Consider the following 1,312-nt stretch of genomic DNA (forward strand, 5'->3'; position numbering starts at 1 on the left):
TGACTAGTCCTGATATAGGTTGACAGTTTTTTGTCTGTAAAACGCCTGATGAACATCATCGGGCGTTTTGTATTTCAGGGCCAGGTGTGGCCGTTCATGGTTATAAATTGCCACGGACTCTTTTACTATTTCCCGCGCTTGCTCCAGGTCTGCAGGACGCGAGAGTAAAAACTCATTTTTCAGTATCCCGTTTATTCTCTCAGCCAGCGCATTCTGGTAGCAGTCGTAACCATCGGTCATTGAACAGGTTATTCCGTTTCGCTCATGAACTGACTGATAAAGTACCGAACAGTATTGCAGTCCTCTGTCAGAGTGATGTACCAGCGGACCTGTCGTTTTTCTCCGCCTCAGAGCCTGCCTGAACGCCTTTACCACATTTTCTGTCTGCAGGTTTTCCCCGACATGGTAACCCACGATTTTTCTGGAGCAGGCATCGGTGACCAGACTCAGATAGGCCGTGCCGCTGCGTAGTGGAAGGTAAGTAATATCGGCGACCCAGACCTGCTCTGGCTCAAGGGCGGTAACCTGTTCAGGGCCGGGTTTCAGCAGATTAGGATGCCGGTAAAAGCGATGATGGCTGTTGGTGGTTTTGTGATATGCCCGTTTCACGGGTACCAGGAGCCGGTATTCACCCAGCAGATTAAACAGACGGTCCCGTCCGATATTCAGCGTTTTATCGGCCTGCATGTTCAGCAGATAGTGCAGTTTACGCGTACCGATTCGCGGCTGACGGCACCGGGTACGGGCAACAAAATCAAGAACCTGAGCATGATGCTCCTGCCGTTTATTACATCTTGTATTGTACTGGTACCACGCCTGTCTGCTGTGCCCCAGGAACTGACATGCACGCGTAACTGTTATTTTGGGGGCCTGACTTTGCGTGAGGACTTGCCGGGCCGCTTTTTTACAACACTTACCCCGTAATCATTTTTCAGGACGTTGATAACGGACTCAAAAAACTCAGCTTTCTGGTTTGCCAGCTCAAGCTGTTCTTCAAGTTCCCTGATTCTTTGCTCGGGTGTCAGCGGGATAGTTGTCTGAGCCACAGGCAGTTTCCTCTTCACCAGGTCAGGAAGTCCGGGTCTCCAGTCAAGCCGGCCATATTTACGCAGCCAGACAAGTACGGTGGAGCGCCCCTGAATGCCATATCGCTGCTGGGCCTGTTTATAGGTCATCTCGCCTTTTTCGACCTGCTCAACGACGGCTATTTTAAAGGATAGAGGATAATCGCGTTGGGTGCGTTTGAACTCAGTCATCATCACGTTCTCCGGATTTAAGTCTGGAACGTGTCAACGCTATTCAGGACGGGTCA

The 1,312-nt window shown here is 50.6% G+C and carries 1 protein-coding gene; it reads right to left on the reverse strand.

Annotation, left to right across the window (positions count from 1 at the left end):
• Positions 1-3: 3 nt before the first annotated feature.
• A protein-coding gene (locus ACH0VJ_RS22535) for an IS3-like element ISSen1 family transposase (RefSeq protein WP_086016038.1) occupies positions 4-1,259 on the reverse strand; the annotation gives its coding sequence in 2 pieces (ribosomal slippage) (positions 4-908 and positions 908-1,259; 1,257 coding nt in all).
• Positions 1,260-1,312 lie beyond the last annotated feature (53 nt).

It is taken from the genome of Salmonella sp. 2020_1459 (assembly GCF_043847915.1).
In the GTDB taxonomy this organism is placed as follows: Bacteria; Pseudomonadota; Gammaproteobacteria; order Enterobacterales; family Enterobacteriaceae; genus Salmonella; species Salmonella enterica.